Annotated in this window: 17 protein-coding genes and 1 pseudogene; 7 read left to right on the forward strand and 11 right to left on the reverse strand. The window is 72.1% G+C overall.

The genetic code is table 11. The annotated features are described in order from the left end of the window. Nucleotides 1-192: 192 nt before the first annotated feature. The 8 genes and pseudogenes from QSK20_RS14580 to QSK20_RS14615 all read right to left on the reverse strand — a co-directional run bounded on the left by QSK20_RS14580 (nucleotide 193) and on the right by QSK20_RS14615 (nucleotide 5,517). The gene (locus QSK20_RS14580; protein WP_285789157.1) at nucleotides 193-966 is read right to left on the reverse strand and encodes a DUF4253 domain-containing protein; all 774 of its coding nucleotides are present in this window, start codon (nucleotides 964-966) and stop codon (nucleotides 193-195) included. Nucleotides 967-1,009: 43 nt separating this feature from the next. Then, entirely contained in the window at nucleotides 1,010-1,672 is a 663-nt protein-coding gene (locus tag QSK20_RS14585) for a response regulator transcription factor (RefSeq protein ID WP_285789158.1), read from the reverse strand. Next, nucleotides 1,660-2,970, reverse strand: a complete 1,311-nt coding sequence (locus QSK20_RS14590) for a sensor histidine kinase (RefSeq protein ID WP_285789159.1) — start codon at nucleotides 2,968-2,970, stop codon at nucleotides 1,660-1,662. The genes QSK20_RS14585 and QSK20_RS14590 overlap by 13 nt, the downstream gene beginning before the upstream one ends. A 129-nt stretch (nucleotides 2,971-3,099) precedes the next feature. Beyond that, nucleotides 3,100-3,486 carry a VOC family protein gene (locus QSK20_RS14595; RefSeq protein WP_285789321.1) on the reverse strand — a complete coding sequence of 129 codons (387 nt, stop codon included), beginning with the start codon at nucleotides 3,484-3,486 and terminating at the stop codon, nucleotides 3,100-3,102. Then, a complete protein-coding gene (locus QSK20_RS14600; RefSeq protein ID WP_285789160.1) occupies nucleotides 3,486-3,782 on the reverse strand; it encodes an ArsR/SmtB family transcription factor in 297 nt (98 codons plus the stop codon). The genes QSK20_RS14595 and QSK20_RS14600 overlap by 1 nt, the downstream gene beginning before the upstream one ends. Before the next feature lie 131 nt (nucleotides 3,783-3,913). Continuing rightward, entirely contained in the window at nucleotides 3,914-4,432 is a 519-nt protein-coding gene (locus tag QSK20_RS14605; RefSeq protein WP_285789161.1) for a GNAT family N-acetyltransferase, read from the reverse strand. 570 nt (nucleotides 4,433-5,002) lie between these two features. Beyond that, a pseudogene (locus QSK20_RS14610) lies at nucleotides 5,003-5,215 on the reverse strand (VOC family protein); the annotation flags it as partial. Further along, nucleotides 5,215-5,517 carry an ArsR/SmtB family transcription factor gene (locus tag QSK20_RS14615; RefSeq protein WP_285789162.1) on the reverse strand — a complete coding sequence of 101 codons (303 nt, stop codon included), beginning with the start codon at nucleotides 5,515-5,517 and terminating at the stop codon, nucleotides 5,215-5,217. The gene QSK20_RS14615 and the pseudogene QSK20_RS14610, both read right to left, overlap by 1 nt. A gap of 101 nt (nucleotides 5,518-5,618) precedes the next feature. On the opposite strand from QSK20_RS14615, the gene QSK20_RS14620 reads away from it, so the two are divergent. The 3 genes from QSK20_RS14620 to QSK20_RS14630 all read left to right on the forward strand — a co-directional run bounded on the left by QSK20_RS14620 (nucleotide 5,619) and on the right by QSK20_RS14630 (nucleotide 8,071). Beyond that, nucleotides 5,619-6,530: an alpha/beta hydrolase family protein gene (locus tag QSK20_RS14620; protein ID WP_285789163.1), complete on the forward strand. Its 912-nt coding sequence runs from the start codon at nucleotides 5,619-5,621 to the stop codon at nucleotides 6,528-6,530. Nucleotides 6,531-6,568: 38 nt separating this feature from the next. Further along, nucleotides 6,569-7,108: a hypothetical protein gene (locus tag QSK20_RS14625; RefSeq protein ID WP_285789164.1), complete on the forward strand. Its 540-nt coding sequence runs from the start codon at nucleotides 6,569-6,571 to the stop codon at nucleotides 7,106-7,108. Nucleotides 7,109-7,684: 576 nt separating this feature from the next. Then, nucleotides 7,685-8,071 (forward strand): squamosa promoter-binding protein 15, encoded by a 387-nt coding sequence (locus tag QSK20_RS14630; RefSeq protein ID WP_285789165.1) that lies wholly within the window; start codon nucleotides 7,685-7,687, stop codon nucleotides 8,069-8,071. A gap of 28 nt (nucleotides 8,072-8,099) precedes the next feature. On the opposite strand, the gene ychF is transcribed toward QSK20_RS14630, so the two are convergent. Continuing rightward, a complete protein-coding gene (gene ychF / locus QSK20_RS14635) occupies nucleotides 8,100-9,185 on the reverse strand; it encodes a redox-regulated ATPase YchF (RefSeq protein ID WP_285789166.1) in 1,086 nt (361 codons plus the stop codon). Nucleotides 9,186-9,315: 130 nt separating this feature from the next. Here ychF and QSK20_RS14640 point away from each other — a divergent pair, with 130 nt between their 5' ends. Then, nucleotides 9,316-9,927 carry an exonuclease gene (locus QSK20_RS14640; protein ID WP_285789167.1) on the forward strand — a complete coding sequence of 204 codons (612 nt, stop codon included), beginning with the start codon at nucleotides 9,316-9,318 and terminating at the stop codon, nucleotides 9,925-9,927. Here the strand turns inward: QSK20_RS14640 and QSK20_RS14645 are convergent. Together QSK20_RS14645 and QSK20_RS14650 are read right to left on the reverse strand one after the other, a co-directional pair. Further along, nucleotides 9,890-10,627, reverse strand: a complete 738-nt coding sequence (locus QSK20_RS14645; protein WP_285789168.1) for a Type 1 glutamine amidotransferase-like domain-containing protein — start codon at nucleotides 10,625-10,627, stop codon at nucleotides 9,890-9,892. The genes QSK20_RS14640 and QSK20_RS14645 overlap by 38 nt on opposite strands. 21 nt (nucleotides 10,628-10,648) lie before the next feature. Beyond that, nucleotides 10,649-11,158: a hypothetical protein gene (locus tag QSK20_RS14650; protein WP_285789169.1), complete on the reverse strand. Its 510-nt coding sequence runs from the start codon at nucleotides 11,156-11,158 to the stop codon at nucleotides 10,649-10,651. Nucleotides 11,159-11,364: 206 nt separating this feature from the next. Here QSK20_RS14650 and QSK20_RS14655 point away from each other — a divergent pair, with 206 nt between their 5' ends. The 3 genes from QSK20_RS14655 to QSK20_RS14665 all read left to right on the forward strand — a co-directional run bounded on the left by QSK20_RS14655 (nucleotide 11,365) and on the right by QSK20_RS14665 (nucleotide 15,300). Continuing rightward, the gene (locus QSK20_RS14655) at nucleotides 11,365-12,852 is read left to right on the forward strand and encodes a DNA-3-methyladenine glycosylase 2 family protein (protein WP_285789170.1); all 1,488 of its coding nucleotides are present in this window, start codon (nucleotides 11,365-11,367) and stop codon (nucleotides 12,850-12,852) included. Beyond that, a complete protein-coding gene (locus QSK20_RS14660) occupies nucleotides 12,849-13,370 on the forward strand; it encodes a methylated-DNA--[protein]-cysteine S-methyltransferase (protein WP_285789171.1) in 522 nt (173 codons plus the stop codon). The genes QSK20_RS14655 and QSK20_RS14660 overlap by 4 nt, the downstream gene beginning before the upstream one ends. A 79-nt stretch (nucleotides 13,371-13,449) precedes the next feature. Beyond that, nucleotides 13,450-15,300 (forward strand): ABC transporter ATP-binding protein, encoded by a 1,851-nt coding sequence (locus QSK20_RS14665; RefSeq protein WP_285789322.1) that lies wholly within the window; start codon nucleotides 13,450-13,452, stop codon nucleotides 15,298-15,300. Nucleotides 15,301-15,314: the final 14 nt, after the last annotated feature.

The raw sequence follows: 15,314 nt of genomic DNA on the forward strand, positions 1-15,314 counted from the left end.
GTGAGCTACGTGGCGAGGTTGGAAATGGAAGCGTTCTCGCTGTTCGGGTTTCCGTGCCGACGCGATTCCACGGTGGCGCGGGCACACGGTCACGACCAATGCCGACCGGACAATCGACAGGTGGTGACATTTTGACGAACTGGTGACGAGCGGTGTGTCATTCTCGCCGTCGTTCTCACCGCCGGCCCGCGGTCAGTCCCACCAGAACGCCCAGCAGTTCATCCCGCGGATCTGCTCGGCGTAGGCGGCCAGCGTTCCGCTGCCCTGCCGGACGTTGTCCGGGCAGAAGGCGAAGTGCTCGGCGGCGACCCGCAGGGCGTGCTCGGGCGAGGTCGGCGGGGCGGCGACGCTCAGGTGGAGGGTGTCGAATCCGAGGCCGACCACCCGGGCGCCGAAGCGCTCCTCCCAGCTCCGCACGACCGCCGCGATCTCCGCCGTGTCGTTGGTGAAGTTCACCGGACCGCTCCAGCCGGTCACGGCCAGCGCGTCCGCGCCCCGGGCGGCCGGCACCAGCCCGAGGCGCGTCCGCCCGTCCGCCAGGAAGTCCACGTACTCGTCGGCGAACTCGCCGGGTGTGCCGGCCGGCTGACCGGGGTCGGCCGGGCCGGGCCAGCGCACCCCGAGCGGAGCCACCACCTCGGCGAAGTCCGCGTTCTGCTCGTCCTCGCCCCACCACCGGGCGAGCAGGTCCGCCGGGTCGTGCCGGTCCGGCGACGACATCCGCCCCGGGGCCACCTCGCCCTCGGCCCACGGGCGGCTCTCCTCGCTCCGCATCCCGCTGAGCGCCAGCGGCCACAACCCGGTCTCGGGGTGCCGTGCGCGCAGCCGTGCCCAGAGGGCCGGCTCGACCGGGCCGTCGCTCAACCAGTACGGCGGCGGGCCGCCGTCCTCCGGCGTGACGAGGCGGCCGGGAGGCAGCGTCCCGGCGGGCAGGGCGTCGAGCAGCTGCGGCAGGTCCGTGATCATGCCGGGAGCGTAGGCGAGCCGTACGACCTGCCGACCGGCGTCATCACCCCGGGTTGGTGCGCAGGTAGGTGAGGACCGCCAGCACCCGCCGGTTGGTGTCGTCGCTGGGCGGCAGGTCGAGTTTGGCCAGGATGTTGCCGACGTGCTTGCCGACCGCCGCCTCGGTGACGTGCAGCCGCGCCGCGATCGCCGCGTTGGAGTGGCCCTCGGCGAGCAGCGCGAGGACCTCCCGTTCCCGGGCGGTCAGGGCGGCGAGCGGATCACGGGGGCGGTGCAGCAGGTGCCGTACCACCTCGGGGTCGATGGCCGTGCCCCCGCCGACCACCCGGCGCAGCGTCCCGGCGAACTCGGCCACGTCGGCGACCCGGTCCTTGAGCAGGTACCCGACGCGCCGTCCGTCGCCGCTGTCGAGCAGCGCGGAGGCGTACTCGGTCTGCACGTACTGGCTGAGCACCACGACCGCGAGCCGGGGCCGCCGCTCGCGCAGGGCGACCGCCGCGCGCAGCCCGTCGTCGCGGTGGTGCGGGGGCATGCGGATGTCGGTGACGAGCAGGTCCGGCTGGTACGCGTCGACGGCGTCCCGCAGCGCCGGAGCCGAGCCGACGGCGGCGACCACCTCGAAGTCGAACCGGGTCAGCAGGGCGACGAGGCCCTCCCGGAGGAGGACCTCGTCCTCGGCGAGCACGACGCGCGTCACGGGCGGCACGGCAGTTCCACCCGGACGAGCGTAGGGCCGCCGGTCGGGCTGGCCAGCAGCAACCGTCCGTCCACCGCGGCGACCCGGTCGGCGAGACCGGTGAGCCCGCTCCCCCGGGCCGGATCGGCGCCGCCCCGGCCGTCGTCCTCGACCTCCAGGACGAGATGCTGGCCGGTCTGGGAGAGCCGCACCTCGGCCCGGGTCGCCCCGGCGTGCCGGGCCACGTTGTTCAGCGACTCGGACAACACGAAGTAGGCGGTGGTCTCCACCAGTTCCGGCACCGGGCGGGTCAGGTCGGCCCGGACGACGACCGGGATGGTGGCCTCACCGGCCAGTTCCCGGGCGGCGCCGGCCAGGCCCAGTTCGGCGAGGTTCTGCGGGCGGATGCCCTGCACGATCTGCCGCAGGGTGACCATCAGGTCCTTGGCCTGCTCGTGGGCCACCGCCAACGGACCGGCGGCGGGAGAGTCGGCGGGCACGTCGAGCCGGGCCAGTCCGAGTTGCACGGTGAGGCTGGTCAACCGGGGCTGGGCGCCGTCGTGCACGTCACGCTCGATGCGGCGGCGTTCCGTCTCGTACGCGTCGACCAGGCGGGCCCGGGATCGGGTGACCTCCCGCAGCGCCGTCGGGTCGGCGGGCGGACCACCGAGCAGCCACCGGGCCACGACGGCCTGGCCCGCGACGAGCAGCCCGAAGAGGTACCACAGCACGGGTACGAGCAGGAGCGCCCCGATCGCGTAGGGCACCGCCTCGCGGGGCGTCTCCACCGTCGTCCAGAGCACGATGACGTCGTTGGCGTCGCGGACCAGCCAGGGGCTGGCGATCAGCATGCCGTCGATCAACGCCAGCAGCGTGCACATCCAGTACGCGACCGGCACCACACCACCCAGCCAGAAGGTGTACGCGACCTCCCGCCACGCCGCCGCGCTGCTGTACCGCGCCGCCAGGCTCGGCAGGAGTTGGCCGGGCACCAGCCACCGGTTGGGCAGCGGACGCTGGTCGACGACGCCGAGCCGCCACCGCTCGACCGCGGCCACCGGGGCGCTGACGAGCGGCGCGACGGCCAGCATGACCAGCCCGGCAACGGTGACGAACACGACGATGGGCAGCTCGATCGGCCGACCCTGCCGCGCCGCGTTGACCACCGCCACCGAGGGCGCCACGACGACGAGCAGCCCGAAGGCGAGCACGCCCGCGATCGGCACGGTGGTGACGGCGTACGCCAGTGCCCGCAAGGGCCACCACGAGAGCAGATAGCGACGCTGTCTCAGCGCCGCCGGCAGGTGGAGGGGTGCGTTCGAGGTCATGGCATCACGCTAGGCACGGCGCTCCGGCCGACCCAGCCGTCTGGCCCCACTCCTGAGGTATGCCCAGCCCTACCCGACGAGCCCCGGGCCGCCATCTCCGGAAGGCGGCGGCTCGACGTGGAACGTCGGCTACTTCATGGTGGCGAGCTGGATCAGGTTGCCGCAGGTGTCGTCGAGGACGGCGACGACCACCGGCCCCAGGTCGGTCGCCTCCTGGGTGAACTCGACGCCCAGCCCCTTGAGCCGCTCGACCTCGGCGTACACGTCGTCCACGGCGAACGCGGTGTACGGGATGCCGTCGGCGACCAGGGCGTTCTTGAACGGAGCCGCCGCCGGGTGGCCTTCCGGCTCCAGCAGCAGTTCGACACCGTCCGGGTCGGCCGGGGACACCACGGTGAGCCAGCGGGCCTCGCCTGCGGGCACGTCGGTCTTCTTGATGAAGCCGAGCTTCTCGGTGTAGAAGGCGAGCGCCTTCGCCTGGTCGTCGACGATCACGCTGGTCACGTTGATCCGGATCACGATTTCGGTTCCTCTCGGTCGATGGGCCACCGCTCGACGATCACGCGTAGCGGGCTCGTGTCGATGTGGTGGAACTTGAACCGGCCCTGCCGCCGGGTGTGCACCAGTCCGGCCTGTTCGAGCACGGTGAGGTGCTGGGAGATGGCCTGACGCGAGGAGGCCAGGCCGTGCTTCATGGTCAGCCGGCCGCAGATCTCGAACAGCGTCTGGCCGTCCTTGTCGGTCAACTCGTCCAGGATGATGCGGCGCGTCGCGTCACCGATGGCCTTGAAGACGTCGCCGTCTGCGTCCACCGACACAGTTATAGGCAAGCAGCCACTTGCCTGTCAAGCAGGGCCCCGGAGTCCGCTCTGCGCGCCGCGCCGAAGCGCCGGAACCGCCGGGCAGCATCCGGACCGCCCACCGTGCGGCACCGGTCGCCCCGTCAGGCCCGGGACGTCGACGGCGGGACCGGGCCGTTCAGGTCCAGGAACATCACGTGCAACCCGACCAGGCCGTGCTCGGGGTGGTCGAACGCCTCCGGAACCGTGGCGAGCACCTCGAAGCCCAGCGAGCGCCACAACCGCACCGCCGCCTCGTTGGTCTCGACGACCGCGTTGAACTGGATGCTCCGGTACCCGTTGGCACGTGCCCAGTCGACGACGTACTCGCCGAGGGCACGGCCGACACCCCGCCCGGAGCACCGTGGGTCGACCATGAAGCTGGCCGTCGCCACGTGGGCTCCCCGACCGGGCCGGTTGGGCCCCATCTTGGCGCTGCCCAGGACGGTCGACCCGTCGACCGCGACGACGGTGTGTCCCGGCGGGGACTCCATCCACCACGGGCGGGCCTCTTCCAGGGACAGGTCCGCCGGGTACGCGTACGAGTGCCCCGCCGCGACGATCTCCCGGAAGAACGGGTAGATCGCGGGCCAGTCGTGGGGCTCCGCCTCTCGGATTATCACCGGGTCACCGTAGGACCAGTCGGCTACGCCGGACAACGCGAACGTGCCGGGACCAGACGTTGAAGCGGGACTGGGCCCCGGCGCCTGACACCTCCGACCGCCTCGGCGGTGCCTCAAGTCGGAGTCGGCTTTCGTGTCGCGGACCCCGCCCCCGGCGGACACCGCCAGAGCGGCGCTTGCGACCTGACCGCGACCACCTACGGTGCCGGCTCCGGGCGGCCAGCTCGACCACGGCGGCGGGCCGCGGGCGGCCCGCCGCCGTTGACCAAGTAAAGAAAGCCGTCCGACAAGACGATCGTTGTCGAGTATGCCCGGCGTTGGGCCGCTGGTCGGGTGCACCGTCCCACCACCGCCCGTCGGGAGGCCGGTCTGGTTCGGCAGCCCGTATCGGCACGACTACCACGGCTCGGCATCTTGGGTGCGGCGGTCCGCGGGGCCGGGGTGCCGGGTTGTGCCCCGGATGCGCCCCCGGAGCGAGGGCACGATCGCTTGACCTGCGGGAACGGGCTGGATTCAGACGTTGAAGCGGAACTCCACGACGTCGCCGTCCTGCATGACGTACTCCTTGGCGACCAGGGCGTTCTTGAACGGCTTGGCGGCCGGGTGGCCGTCCGGCTCCAGCAGCAGTTCGACACCGTCCGGGTCGGCCGGGGACACCACGGTGAGCCAGCGGGCCTCGCCGGCGGGCACGTCGGTCTTCTTGACGAACCCGAGTTTCTCGGTGTAGAAGGCGAGCGCCTTCGCCTGGTCGTCGACGATCACGCTGGTCACGTTGATCCGGATCACGGATTCGGTTCCTCTCGGTCGATGGGCCACCGCTCGACGATCGCGCGCAGCGGGCCGGTGTCGATGTGGTGGAACTTGAACCGGCCCTGCCGCCGGGTGTGCACCAGCCCGGCCTGTTCGAGCACGGTGAGGTGCTGGGAGATGGCCTGACGCGAGGAGGCCAGGCCGTGCTTCATGGTCAGTCGGCCGCAGATCTCGAACAGCGTCTGGCCGTCCTTGTCGGTCAACTCGTCCAGGATGATGCGGCGCGTCGCGTCACCGATGGCCTTGAACAGGTCGCCGTCTGCGTCCACTGGCACAGCTATAGGCAAGCGGCCACTTGTCTGTCAAGCCGTACGACGGTCGCCCTCCGCCGCACCGACGGTCGGAGCGTGTTGCCGCTGTCTGATGGGATGGTCCGATGGAGCTGACGATCGACGCCGATGGTGTCGCGTTGCCCGCCTCGCTCACCGTGCCCGACGGGCACAGCCGCGGTGGTCTGGTCGTGCTGCACGGGGCTGCGGCCGGGCAACGCTCGTTCTTCCTGTACGACCATCTCGCCCGGGTGTTGCCCGCGATGGGCGTGGCCGTGCTGCGCTACGACCGGCGGTCAAGGAAAGAGGGAGACGTTCCGTTGGCCGTGCAGGCGGCCGACGCCCGTGCCGCCCTTCTCCGGCTCCGCCGGGAGGTCGGTGACGTGCCGACCGGCCTGTGGGGTGTCAGCCAGGGCGCCTGGGCCGCGCTCGTCACCGCCGCGACCCACCCGGCCGACGTGGCGTTCCTGGTGCTGGTGTCCGCCTGCGGCATCTCCCCGGCCCGGCAGATGCGCTTCGGTACGGCCGAACAGCTCAGACGGGCCGGGTTCGGCGCTGCCGACGTAGCGGAGCTGCTCGACGTACGCCTGACGGTCGAGGGCTTCCTGCGGGGCGACGTCAGCCGGTCCGTCGCGCAGGCCGCGGTCGACCGGGTCGCCGGACGTGCCTGGTTCCCGCTCAGCTACCTACGCCGGACCATGCCGGACCAGCCGGGCAGCTGGGTGGACATGGACGTCGACCCAGCGGTGTTCATCGCCGGGGTGCGGTGCCCCACCCTGCTGTTCTACGGCGAGACCGACGACTGGATGCCCGTCGACGAGAGCATCGCCGCCTGGCGGCAGGCGAACACCCCCGACGGAACACCGTTGCCGGAGATCTGCCGCCTGCCCGGCTGCGGCCACCTGCCCGGCCCCGACGGGAACACGACCATCGACGGCATCAGCCCGTTGTACACCGAGACGATGTCGAGGTGGCTCGACAGTCAGCTCCCCCACCGCAACGGTAACAACCACGACTGATGTCTGGCGCTGTCGACGCGCTCGGCGACAATCATCCAATGGAGACAGTCGCGCACCCCGAGTCCGGCCTCTGGAAGGCCACCCTGACGGCTCCGGATCTGGATCTGGTGGAGACACCATGGGGACACTGCCGGATTCACGCGCTCGCCGTCACCAACGACGACGAGGGCCGGCCCTGGGACGACGAGATGGACGACCTCGACCCCACCGCGCCGTCGGCCCTGAAGCTGCATTTCGACCTCGACTACATCGTGCGTGAGGTCCAGTCGGGCCCCCCGCGGGGCATCGAATTCTGGGTAGCGCCGGCCACGCTGGTCTTCAGCTGCGTCTGGGGCATCGTCGGCAGCCTGCGCTCGGTGTGCATGCCGCTGGAGCTGACGAACCTGCGTCAGATACCCAGCTGGCACGACTGGCCCGTGGATGAGCCCTGCTGGCACCTGGAGGGGCGCGAAATGGACTTACGGTTCCAGGCCTTGACCTACACCCTGTACGTACGCAGACCCCCGCGCCTCGGCCACCGGGTGCTTTGGATGGACGAACGGGGCGGCATCAGCTTCGACCCGCACCCGTTCGCCTGATCACTGTCACCTCGTCGGGGACGATGAAGGCGTGGCGTTCATCGGACGGGGTGCACCGCGACCGACGGGCCATACTGGTGCGATGACCACGCACTTCGACCAGGCTTCAGCGGAAGCGGCCGAAGCGCGCGGTGACTGGGCCACGGCGATCGCCATCGTCAGCGAGTTCGCCGAATGTCACAGCCATGACCCCTACCGGCACAACGCACACCTCTGGCACATGGATCTGTTCGTCAAGGCCGGGCTGCTGCGTGAGTTGGCCGATCGAGCCGAGATCGACGTGAGCGCGTCCAGCGCGGCGACAAAGCCGCCCTGTACCTCCTGGTGCGCCTGCTCCGCGACCGAGGAAGGCGCGGGGCCGCCATGCAGGCGGTCACCGACATCGACAACACCTATGCCACCGAGCTGGCACATCGGCCGCTGGCGAACGAGCGGTGAGCTGTCGACTGGCGGACGTGTCCAGTGCCCCGCCCGCAGGGCGAGGTGCCCGGCCGGGGAATATTGGATGGCAGTGTCGACATCGTGTGATCGACAAGCGGCTGGGCTGAACGCTCGCGTCTGCTGAAGGATGACGCCGTGAGCTGGGTTACCAACATCCTGCTGTCGGTGGACATTACCGAGGACAGCGCGCTGGTCCACGAGTTCGACCGTTGGCTCCAGACCCTCGCTCCTCGGCGAGGGCAACCCGAGGTCAAGGGCGTCGGTTCTCTTCGATCCCTGCACGACAGCCCGGAGTCATGGGGCGGCGTGAAGGATCCGGAGGCGTTGATGTGGGCCGGCGTGTTGAACAAGGCCGACGTTGCCGCCGTTGTCCAGCGGTTCGGCGCCACCGACTGGCGCGTTCCCCACCTCGTTCAGCTCTTCGTACAGGACCAGGAACAGGGCGCGTTCCGGCTCTGGATGATCCGCGACGGAGGAGTCCGTCAGTACGCACCCCTCCCGGACTTCGACGCGGACGAGTGAGACCCACGCCGGAGACGTTGGACCGGAACTACACGTTGAAGCGGAACTCCACGACGTCGCCGTCCTGCATGACGTACTCCTTGCCCTCGATGCGGACCTTGCCCGCCGCCTTCGCCGCCGCCATCGATCCGGCCGCGACCAGGTCGCCGAAGGAGACCACCTCGGCCTTGATGAAGCCGCGCTGGAAGTCGGAGTGGATCACCCCGGCGGCCTCCGGCGCGGTCGCGCCGACCGGGATCGTCCAGGCCCGCGCCTCCTTCGGCCCGGCGGTCAGGTACGTCTGGAGCCCGAGCGTGCGGAATCCGACCCGGACGAGCTGGTCGAGGCCCGGCTCGGACTGGCCGATCGACTCCAGCAGCTCGCGGGCCTCCTCCTCGGGCAGGTCCACCAGCTCCGACTCGATCTTGGCGTCCATGAAGACCGCCTCGGCGGGAGCGACCAGGGCACGCAGCTCGTCGAGGAACGCCGCGTTGGCCAGCTCCTCCTCGTCGACGTTGAAGACGTAGAGGAACGGCTTGGTGGTGAGCAGGTGCAGCTCACGCAGGTGCTCCAGCTCGATACCGGCGTTCTTGGCGCCCGCGTAGAGCGTCGTACCGGCGTCGAGGACCTCGACCGCCTGCTTGGCGGCGGTGACGGCGGCGGCCCGGTCCTTGCGGAGCTTGGCCTCCTTCTCCAGCCGGGGCAGCGCCTTCTCCAGGGTCTGGAGGTCGGCGAGGATCAGCTCGGTGTTGATCGTCTCGATGTCGTCGGACGGGGAGACCTTGCCGTCGACGTGCACCACGTTCGGGTCGGAGAAGGCCCGCACCACCTGGCAGATCGCCGAGGCGTCCCGGATGTTCGCCAGGAACGCGTTGCCCCGGCCCTGGCCCTTGGAGGCGCCCCGGACCAGCCCGGCGATGTCGACGAACGACACCGGCGCGGGAAGCACCTTCTGCGAGTCGAAGATCTCGGCCAGCTTGGCCAGCCGCTCGTCGGGCAGACCGACGACGCCGACGTTCGGCTCGATCGTGGCGAACGGGTAGTTCGCCGCGAGCACGTCGTTCTTGGTCAGCGCGTTGAACAGGGTGCTCTTGCCGACGTTGGGCAGGCCGACGATCCCGATGGTCAGACTCACGACGAGCCAGCTTACGCCGCTGCCGCCGCCCCGGTCGCGCCGGGCGGGCCCGGACGGGGGCCGGAAATCGACGTCCGGGACGCCAGCCGCGTTGCTAGCCTGCGCTGTCGAGATCGACCGGGGAGGCACGATGGCACGGCGCGACCAGGGGGAGCCGCCCGAGCTGTACGTGGCCGTGGACGTGGAGGCCGACGGGCCGATCCCCGGCCCCTACAGCATGATCTCGCTCGGCATGGCGGTCGCCGGCCGTCCCGGGCTGACCTTCTACACGGAGCTGAAGCCGATCTCCGACGAGTACGTCCCGGAGGCGCTCGCCGTGTCCGGCCTGGACCGGGACCGACTGTTGCGGGAGGCGCCCGCCCCGGCCGTCGCGATGGCCGCCGCCGCCCGCTGGGTGGAGGGGTTACGCCGGATCGGTCGACCGGTCTTCCTCGCCGCCCCCGCCGTCTGGGACGGCATGTTCGTGCACTGGTACTTCGTCCGGTTCCTCGGCCGGAGCCCGTTCGGGGCGACCGGCTCCGGGGTCGACCTGCGCAGCTACTACATGGGGGCGACCGGTCGCCCGTGGTCGCGCAGCCACAAGAGCACGGCCAAGCGGGAGCTGGGGCTGGCCCACCTGCCACACACCCACCACGCCGGTGAGGACGCCGCCGAACTGGCCCAGGTCTTCGACGCCCTGCGCCGCTCCGGGCAACGGCGGGAGATCAGCTCAGCAGACGAGGGACGATCGGGGTCTCGGTGACCGTGCCCTCGGCGTCGCGGCGCACCTCGTACGCGAGCGCCCCCTCGCGGTCGGCGACCGCCTCGACCAGCGTGGTTCCCCGGTAGACCAGCCCGACTCCGTCGTCGGTGCAGTGGGCGACGGGCGGCAGGGTGCCGTCGGCGACCAACTGCTGGACCAGCGGCCGGCGCTGTTCCTCGCTGTCGTAGTGCACCCCGTTGCCGTACGGCAGGAAGCCCAGCCCGGCGGTGAACGGACGCAGCGTCGGCCCGTAGCTGTCGGTGGCTCCGCCCACATGCCAGCAGACCGACCCGGCGGAGACCCCGCCCAGCACCACCCCGGCCTCCCAGCACTCGCGCAGGATCTCGTCGAGCCCGTGCACCCGCCAGACGGCGAGCAGGTTGGCGACGCTGCCGCCGCCGACCCAGACGACGTCCTGGGCGAGCAGGTGGGCGCGGATGTCCTCGACGTTGGGCATCGGGAAGAGGTTGAGGTGGGACAGGCGGAACGGGGTGCCGGCGAACGCCCCGTAGAGGGCGGTCAAGGTGGTCGGCTGGTCTCCCTCGGCCTGGCCGAGGAAGCACATTCTCGGTTCCGGTCCCGCCCCGGCCAGCTCGGCCGCGAGGTCGAAGACCGGTCCGGGTCGCCAGTCCCAGGGGCCCCGGCGACGGCTGAAGAAGCCGATGCTGGTGGCGAGGATGGTGGGTTCGCTGGCGGGCACGGGCTCCCCCTTCGCTCCGGATTACCGGGACCCGCTCATCCTGCCGTACCACGACCGGTCCGTGTCGTCCGCGCCGAAGGCGTCGAACTCGGGAAGGTCGACGTCGTCCAGTTCGGCTGCGGCGGCACGGGGCAGGGTGAGCCGGTCACCGGCGGTCGGCGGGGCCGCGTACGACTCACCGAGCATCCAGCGCACCTCGTCGACCGTCCAGCCGAGCCCGGCGCGACCGGCGATCTCCCCGATCAACCGGCGACCGACCCGGGTGTCGTCGTCGTAGAACCGCAGGCACCAGTGGTGCGTCCACATGCCCAGCGCCCGCAGCGCGGCGTCGTCGAGCGACCGGACGAGCCGTCCGCACGCCGTGTCGGCGAACCCGCGCCCCGGATCGTCGGCGCGGTCCCGCTCGATCGCGCCGACCGCCGCCGGGGCGACCGCCCGCATCCGGTCGTAGAACCCCTGAACCACCGCCAAATCGAGCCCGGGACGCGCCGACCGCGCCTCCACCCGCCCCGGCCCGGCCACGCTCCCCATCGACGCACCCCTTCTTGAGTTGGCCCCGGACGGTACCCGCCCCCTCCGACACTTTCGACGCGGACGGGTCGCGGGCGGGCTGAGGTGGTTGCAAGGGCACCTTGCACGACAAAAAGCGGTAACAGGGGACCCCTGCTACCAACAACAGCGGGCGAGGTCCGATTTCCGCGAGCCGTGGGGCCGGACGTCGGGGCAGGATCGGTGGCGTGGAGTTGGACTTCGAGCGGTGCTACCGGGCGGTCGACAGCCGTGACCAGCGGTTCGACGGCTGGTTCTACACCGGCGTGACCTCGACCGGGATCTACTGCCGGCCGTCCTGCCCGGCGACCACCCCGAAACGGGAGAACGTCCGGTTCTTCCCGTCGGCCGCCGCCGCACAGGGCGCCGGGCTGCGCGCCTGCCGCCGGTGCCGGCCGGACGCCGCGCCGGGCTCACCGGAGTGGGACGTCCGGGCCGACGTGGTGGGGCGGGCGATGCGGCTGATCGCCGACGGGGTGGTGGACCGGGACGGCGTGCCCGGGCTGGCGTCCCGACTGGGCTACACGGAACGGCACCTGCACCGGATGCTCCGCGCCGAGCTGGGCGCCGGCCCGCTCGCCCTGGCCCGCGCGCAACGTGCGCAGACCGCCCGGGTGCTGATCGAGACGACCGGGCTGGGTATGACCGAGGTCGCCTTCGCCGCCGGCTTCGGCAGCGTCCGGCAGTTCAACGACACGGTGCGGGAGGTCTTCGCGCTCGCCCCGTCCGAGTTGCGGGCCCAGAAGCGGGGACCGGTCTCCGGTGGCGCGGGCACCATCACGGTACGGCTGGCGTACCGGCCGCCGCTGCACGTCGGGGCGTTGCTGGAGTTCCTGGCGCTGCGGGCGGTCCCCGGCGTCGAGGAGGTGCGCGACGGGACGTACCACCGGGGGTTGTCCCTGCCGCACGGCCCCGGTGAGGTGGCTTTGACCCCGGCGGCCGGGTACGTCTCGGCCACGCTCCGCCTGGCCGACCTGCGTGACCTGGCCCCGGCGGTGGCCCGTTGCCGCCGCCTGCTGGACCTCGACGCCGACCCGGTGGCGGTGGACGCCGCCCTGGCGGCGGATCCGGCGCTGGCCGCAGCGGTCGCGGCGGAGCCCGGCGTCCGACTCCCCCGCACCCCGGACCATCCGTTCGAGGCGGCCGTGCGGGCCGTCCTCACCCAGCAGGTCTCGCTGCGCAGCGCCATCCCGCTGCTCGCCCGCCTGGTCGCCCACTGTCCGTCCCGTCCGGCGGGGGCCGACGCCGACGTCCCCGGGAGGCACCGACAGGACCGCGACGGAGGCGACGGCGGCCGGAAACTGCGGGGGTTCCCGCAGGCCCGGGAGGTGGCGGAGGTGCCGGACGCGGCCTTCCGGGGGCCGGTGGCACGTCGGGAGACGATCCGGGCGCTCGCGCGGGCGGTCGCCGACGGTGACCTCTCCCTCGACGGCGACTGGGTCCAGACCCGCCGTCAGTTGGTGACGGTGCCGGGCATCGGCCCGTGGACCGCCGGCTACGTCGCCATGCGCGGGCTCGGTGACCCGGACGTCTTCCTCGCCACCGACCTCGCGGTCCGCCGGGGTGCCCGCGCCCTCGGCCTGCCCGACGCCCCGAAGACCCTCGACGCGTACGCCGAACGGTGGCGTCCCTGGCGCTCGTACGCGGCGACCCGACTCTGGAGAGCAGCAGCATGACCGGAACGAACACGATCGACAGCAGCACGGTGGACACCCCGGCCGGACCGTTCAGTGTCCTGGTCACGCCCGACGGGGCGGTCCGGGCGGCCGGGTTCACCAGTGACCTGGACGGGCTGCTCGGCCTGGTCCACCCGACGCTGCGCGGCCCGGTGCGCAGCCGGACCGAGCTGGGGACGGTGACCACCGCGGTGGCCGCCTACCTCGACGGCGACCTCGCCGCGATCGACGCGGTGCCGGTCGAGCAGCACACCGACGGGCTCTTCCTGGCGCACGCCTGGCAGGTGCTGCGGGACGTCAAGCCGGGCGACCCGGTCACGTACACCGCCTTCGCAGGGCTGGCCGGTCGTCCGGCGGCGGTACGCGCGGCGGCGGCGGCCTGCGCGCGCAACGCCGCCGCCCTCTTCGTCCCCTGCCACCGGGTGCTACGCACCGACGGAAGCCTCGGCGGCTACCGGTGGGGGCTGGACGTGAAAAAGTGGCTTCTCGGTCACGAGCGGCGGTTGACGGCAAGTTGACCGTCGTGGAAGTCACGTTTACCGATACCGTCGGGGGGTGGCTGCGGACGGTGACCGCGTTCCCGCCACCAGGGGGAGCATGCACAACCTGTGGCGGTTGCGTGGTTACCTGCGCCCGCACGCCACCGAGTTCTGCTGGCTGCTGGTCGCCGGGCTGACGGCCACCGCAGCCGGGCTCGCCGTGCCGCTGCTGGTCCAGCGGGTGGTGGATGGCCCGCTGGCCCGGCGCGAACCGGCCGGGCTCGTGCAGCTCGGTGGCCTGGTCCTGCTGCTCGGCCTGGTCGAGGCGGTGCTGATCTTCGTCCGGCGGTGGACGCAGACCTCCTCGTCGGTGGGCATGGAGGCGGCCATCCGCGCCGACCTCTACGCCCACCTGCAACGCCTGCCGGCGAGCTTCCACGACCGGTGGCAGTCCGGTCAGCTCATCGCGCGCGCCACCGGCGACCTGTCGATGATCCGCCGCTTCCTCTCCTTCGGGCTGCTCTTCCTGGTCCTCAACCTGGTCACCTACCTGGCCGTGGTGGTGCTGCTGATCCGGCTGCACCCGCCGCTCGGGCTGCTGGTCGCGGCGAGCGCCGTGCCACTCTTCCTGATCAGCCGGCGGTTCGCCCGGGCGTACCACGTCGCCGCCCGGCGGATGCGCGAGCAGCAGGGGGACGTCGCGACGCTGGTCGAGGAGACCGCGCAGGGGATCCGGACGGCCCGCGCGTTCGGCCGGGGACCGGAGCTGGCCGCCCGGTTCGGTGCCGGCGCGCGGGCCCTGCACGACACCGCCGTCGGCAAGAGCCGGCTGCTGGCCCGCACCTCCGCGCTGTTCGACCTGGTGCCGAACCTGACCCTCGGCGTGGTGCTGGTGACCGGGGTGGCCGCCGCCGCGCGGGGCACGCTCACCGTCGGCGAGCTGCTCGCCTTCGTCAGCCTGCAACTGATGCTGATCTGGCCGGTCAACTCGCTGGGCTGGATCATCGCCAACGGGCAGGAGGCGGCGACCGCCGCCGACCGGATCCAGGAGGTGCTGGACACCCCACCGGCGATCCGGGACCGGCCGCACGCGGTGGCGCTCACGCGCAGCGAGGTACGCGGGCGGCTGCGCTTCGAGCGGGTCGGCTTCGGTTATCCGGGCAGCCCCGCCCCGGTGCTGCGGGGCGTCGAACTGACCGTCGAGCCGGGCGAGACGCTCGCCCTGGTCGGCGCGACCGGCTCGGGCAAGAGCACGCTGCTCTCCCTCGTCCCCCGGCTGCACGAGGTGGGTACGGGACGGATCGCCCTGGACGGTCACGACCTGCGCGACCTGCGACTCGCCACGCTCCGCCGACTGGTCGGGGTGGCCTTCGAGGAGCCGGCGTTGTTCAGCATGTCGGTCTGGGAGAACCTCACCCTGGGCCGTCCCGACGCCGACGAGGACGAGGTGCACACGGCCCTCACGCTGGCCCAGGCCGACTTCGCGTACGACCTGCCGTGGGGACTTGCCACCCGGGTCGGTGAGCAGGGACTCTCCCTCTCCGGCGGGCAGCGGCAGCGGCTGGCGCTGGCCCGGGCGGTGCTCGGCCGCCCGGCCGTGCTGGTGCTGGACGACCCGCTCTCCGCCCTGGACGTGCACACCGAGGCGTTGGTCGAGCAGGCGTTGCGCCGGGTGCTGCGGGGCACCACGGCGCTGCTGGTGGCGCACCGCCCCTCGACGGTCGCCCTCGCCGACCGGGTCGCCCTGCTCGACCGGGGCCGGATCACCGCCGTCGGCACCCACACCGGACTGCTCGCGACCGAGCCGGCGTACCGTGCGCTGCTCCGCCCGGAGCCGACGACCGCAGCGGTCACGCGCGAAGGGCCGACGACGGCAGCGGTCCTGCCCGAGGAACCGACGACGGCAGCGGTCCCGCCCGAGGAACCGACGGTGGCCCGGACGACGGCCGTCACGGCGGCACCGCCGTGACGGCACCGGAACCC

It is taken from the genome of Micromonospora sp. NBRC 101691, from assembly GCF_030269285.1.
GTDB classification, from domain to species: Bacteria; Actinomycetota; Actinomycetes; order Mycobacteriales; family Micromonosporaceae; genus Micromonospora; species Micromonospora echinospora.